General features: G+C 74.4%; 4 protein-coding genes and 1 riboswitch. Of the genes, 2 read left to right on the top strand and 2 right to left on the bottom strand.

Annotated elements, in window-relative coordinates:
• Window positions 1–1,604: hypothetical protein (locus ABZ641_RS27035; RefSeq protein ID WP_359985750.1), on the bottom strand; the 1,604-nt coding region annotated here is incomplete at its 3' end.
• 137 nt (window positions 1,605–1,741) lie between these two features.
• A riboswitch (ZMP/ZTP riboswitch) is annotated at window positions 1,742–1,833 on the top strand.
• 20 nt (window positions 1,834–1,853) lie between these two features.
• Here ABZ641_RS27035 and ABZ641_RS27030 point away from each other — a divergent pair.
• Window positions 1,854–3,326, top strand: coding sequence for a glycine hydroxymethyltransferase (locus tag ABZ641_RS27030; protein ID WP_344624777.1), 1,473 nt, complete (start codon window positions 1,854–1,856; stop codon window positions 3,324–3,326).
• A gap of 283 nt (window positions 3,327–3,609) precedes the next feature.
• Window positions 3,610–3,906, top strand: coding sequence for a hypothetical protein (locus tag ABZ641_RS27025; RefSeq protein WP_359985748.1), 297 nt, complete (start codon window positions 3,610–3,612; stop codon window positions 3,904–3,906).
• 18 nt (window positions 3,907–3,924) lie between these two features.
• On the opposite strand, the gene ABZ641_RS27020 is transcribed toward ABZ641_RS27025, so the two are convergent.
• Entirely contained in the window at window positions 3,925–4,254 is a 330-nt protein-coding gene (locus ABZ641_RS27020; protein ID WP_359985746.1) for a hypothetical protein, read from the bottom strand.
• Window positions 4,255–4,430: the final 176 nt, after the last annotated feature.

Raw genomic sequence — 4,430 nt, 5'->3', positions numbered from 1 at the left:
AGCGACACCAGGTTCGGCTTCACCGTGGCGTCGCCCGACAGGTCGATGTAGTCCTGGGTCTGCCCGTTGAAGTCCACGAACCCGCGCCACATGTCCCGGCCGAACGGGACGATCTCCTGCAACGCCCCGCCCGCGCCGGCGCTGATGGCGATCGAGGTCTGCTGCGCCATGTACGACACCATCCGGCTCGCCAGCACGTCCAGGTTCACCGACGGGGCGTCGTCGCCGCGCACGTACACGTGCAGGTCGTTCAGACCGCCACCGGTCCGGTCCGCCTGCAGCACAGCGAAGGCCACCACCAGCTGTGAGGAGCTCTCCCGCGGCACCAGCGGCGTCACGTAGTACAGGTGGCCGTCCTTCTTCGACCGCAGCAGGAACTCGCCCGGGTTGTCCGCGTTCGTCGAGGCCGAGGTGTGGGAGTAGCCGAAGCCGCGGTCGTCCTTCGCGCCGCGCCCGCCCAGCCACTGCACCTCGTGGATCTGCGCGCGCACCACCGAGCCCGGGTACACCGCCCCCGGCAGCTCGCCCGGCGCGACCTCCTCGCGGTACGTCACGTCCGGCCTGCCGTCCGCCGAACCGCGCAGCACCAGCACCCCCGCCGGCTCCACCACCGTGCGCTGCATCCAGCCGATCTGCCGGGCCACCGAGATCACCACCACCGGCCGGGCCGTCCGCGGGTCCGGGCCGTCGCAGTACCCCCAGATGTCCTGCTCGCTGTAGACCAGCCCGGGGAACCGCTCGGCGAGCAGGTTGCGCAGGCTGTTGGCGCCCGTCCCGGAGAAGGCCCGGCCGAAGGCGCGGTCACCGCCGAACGCGCAGGTGGCCACCGTGTTCGAGCGGCCGTCCCAGACCGCGACGCCCTCCATCGGCTGCTCGCCGGAGCCGTCCAGGAGGGCCGTCCACACCCCGCCGCCCTGCGAGGCGTCCGGCAGGTAGTGCAGGCTGTGGCCCATCAGGTGCACCCCGGAGGCCAGGCCGGCGCTGTCGGTGAGCGCCTTGGTCGCCGCCGCGTACGAGGCGGTGCGTGCCTCGAAGTCGAAGTCGGGCATCGGCGCGGTCTTCACGCAGGCCGGCACGTCGGCGGTGCCGACCAGGTCGCAGCGGCCGCCGTCGCCCGTGCGGGTGTGCTCGGTGACCGCCAGCACCGAACGCGGCACGGCCGAGCCGCCGGCCGGGACGTCCAGCACCGTCGCCCGGGCGTAGTACCGGCCGGCGTCCTTGTCGTCGTCCCAGATCCCGGTGCCCGCCCGCACCAGTGAACCCACCGTCGCGAGCACCACCACCGCCAGTACGAGCCGCACCCGCCACCCGCGGAACCCGGCCCCCGACTCGTCCGCGACGAAGGCGACGCCCCACACCGTGCCGAGCAGCCCCACCGCCACCCACAGCCAGAACAACGGCGCCGCGTCCAGCAGCCCGCCGTACGGGAACAACTCCTGCTCGACCAGCAGCAGGTAACTCTGGTCCTGCTGGCCGAACCCGCCGAACAGGAAGTGCTTCACCACCCACACCAGCACGGCCACCAGCGGCATCCACAGCCACCAGACGGCCAGCGCGAGCACCCCGCGCCGCACCACGCCCTTGCGGACATCACGCTTCGTCATGCCGTCCCCCCGTTCGTCCCCGTCGCCCGCCCCCCGGTGCACGGGCCCCCGCAGCGTCCCTTCCCACCGCGCCCGCAGGGCAAGCCCGTCCGCGGAACGGACCCCGGCGCCGCCCGCCCCACACGGTTGGTACGCTCCCGGTGAGCCGTGACTGGCGCGCAGGGATGGATTCGACCATCGGGGAGCGGCTCCGTGTCTCACGCTGTCGCCGTGCGCCTGGGCCGTCCGAGTCGTCACGAGGAGACAGCCTTGGCCACGCCCGGCTACCCCGCCGCACCCCACACCGCCGTCGACCCCACCGCGGGCACCGCCTTCCGCAGCGCCGTCGACGCCGTCCGCGCCGTCGAGCCCCGGGTCGCCGACGCCATCGGCGCCGAGATCCAGGACCAGCGCGCCTCCCTCAAGCTCATCGCCAGTGAGAACTACGCCTCCCCGGCGGTGCTGCTCGCCATGGGCAACTGGTTCAGCGACAAGTACGCCGAGGGCACCGTCGGCCGCCGCTTCTACGCCGGCTGCCGCAACGTCGACACCGTCGAGGCCCTCGCCGCCGAGCACGCCCGCGAACTCTTCGGCGCCGAACACGCCTACGTCCAGCCGCACTCCGGCATCGACGCCAACCTCGTCGCCTTCTGGGCCGTGCTCTCCCAGCGGGTCGAGAGCCCCGCCCTGCACCGCGCCGGCGTCCGCCAGGTCAACGACCTCACCGACGAGGACTGGGCCGAACTCCGCCGCGAACTCGGCAACCAGCGCCTGCTCGGCATGTCCCTGGACTCCGGCGGCCACCTCACCCACGGCTTCCGCCCCAACATCTCCGGCAAGATGTTCGACCAGCGCAGCTACGGCACCGACCCGGCCACCGGCCTCGTCGACTACGACGCGCTGCGCGCCACCGCCCGCGAGTTCCGCCCGCTCATCCTGGTCGCCGGCTACTCCGCCTACCCGCGGCTGGTCAACTTCCGCCTGATGCGCGAGATCGCCGACGAGGTCGGCGCCACCCTGATGGTCGACATGGCGCACTTCGCCGGCCTGGTCGCGGGCAAGGTCCTCACCGGCGACTTCGACCCGGTGCAGCACGCCCAGATCGTCACCACCACCACCCACAAGTCGCTCCGCGGCCCGCGCGGCGGCATGGTGCTGTGCACCTCCGAACTGGCCGAGCACGTCGACCGCGGCTGCCCGATGGTCCTCGGCGGCCCGCTCTCGCACGTGATGGCCGCCAAGGCCGTCGCCCTCGCCGAGGCCCGCCGCCCCGAGTTCCGCGCCTACGCGCAGCAGGTCGTCGACAACGCCCGGGCCCTCGCCGACGGCCTGCTGCGCCGCGGCGCCACCCTGGTCTCCGGCGGCACCGACAACCACCTGGTGCTGATCGACGTCTCCGGCTACGGCCTGACCGGCCGCCAGGCCGAGGCCGCCCTGCTGGACTCCGGCGTGGTCACCAACCGCAACTCGGTGCCCAACGACCCGAACGGCGCCTGGTACACCTCCGGCGTCCGGATCGGCACCCCCGCCCTCACCACCCGCGGCCTCGGCACCGCCGAGATGGACGAGATCGCCGACCTCATCGACACCGCCCTGCGCGGCACCGCCCCGGCCACCACCGCCGCCGGCGCACCCTCCAAGGCCCAGTACGTGCTGGACGCCCAGGTCCGGGACGCCGTCGCCAAGCGCGCCGCCGACCTGCTCGCCGGCTTCCCGCTCTACCCGGGCCTCGATCTGGCCTGACACCCCGTCGCGCCCCGCGGCGGCCGGCCGTAGCCCGTTCCGGCCGGCCGCCGCGAGCCCGCCGCCGCCCGCCGCCCCGCGTCGACTACGCGCTCACCGCGGCCGGCACCGCCCTCCTCGACCCGATCCGGGCCCTCGGAGCCTGGTCGGCCGCCCACGGCGACGCCGTGCTCGCCGCCCGGGACCGCTTCGACCGTGACCGCTCCGACCGGGAGGGCGCGGGCCAGGACGGTCACGGCGGCGCGCGGCCTTAAGCTGTGCCGACCGACGAAGGGTGGTGGCCGTGCACAAGCAGTGGCCCGAAGGGCCGATGACCGAGCCCGCTGCGGTGCGGGTACTCCACGACCGCGAGGCCGTGCGCACCGACCTGCCCGCCGCCCACCTCGGCCTCGCCGTGGTCCTCGCCGCAGCCGTCGGCGTCGGCCTGCTCGCCGGAGCACCGGCCGCGGCGGCGGTCCTCGGCCTCACCCTGGCCCTCTTCCTGACGGCCCTCGCCACCTCGGCCGCCCGCGGTCACCGCCGCCGCGAGCTGCTCCGCCGCGGCTACCTCCGCACCTTCGGCTGGGCGACCCGGCTCTGACCGCCGACCCACGGATCCTCAGCTCCAGGTGTCGCCGGTCTCCAGCAGGACGGTGACGCCGTCCCGGGCGCTCTCCAGGGACAGGCAGAGCTCGTGGCGGTCGAGCAGCAGGCCGCGGGTGCGGCAGCCCTGCCACTCGCCCGGGTCGCCCGGGACGAGTGGCCAGCCGGTGGCGATCAGCCGGTCGTGCAGTCGGCGGCCCACCTCGTCACTGCTCTGGCCGGCGGTGCCCCGCACGTGCAGTCGGCGGTTGCAGTAGGTCGAGGAGCCGCCGCCGCAGCCCAGGTCCTCGTCGCCGGAGAGGGCCAGCCCGGTGGGCAGCGCGGGCAGTTCCGCCGCAGGGGGCACTTCGGCCGGGGCCCTCCCAGCCCCAGGGCGAAGGCCCCCAGCACGCTCACCGTCCCCACCAGCACGGCGCAGGCCGCCGTTGCCGCAGTGCCGGCCGCCCTGCGGGGACGCAAGGTGAGGCCCCTTGTGAGCGGTAGGCTCGCACAGAGAAGCGGGATCAACCCTCCGTGACCGGC

Source organism: Kitasatospora sp. NPDC007106, assembly GCF_040634455.1.
GTDB classification, from domain to species: Bacteria; Actinomycetota; Actinomycetes; order Streptomycetales; family Streptomycetaceae; genus Kitasatospora; species Kitasatospora arboriphila.
Note: the sequence above shows the minus strand (reverse complement) of the source record. Positions and strands in the feature narration are given on the sequence as shown.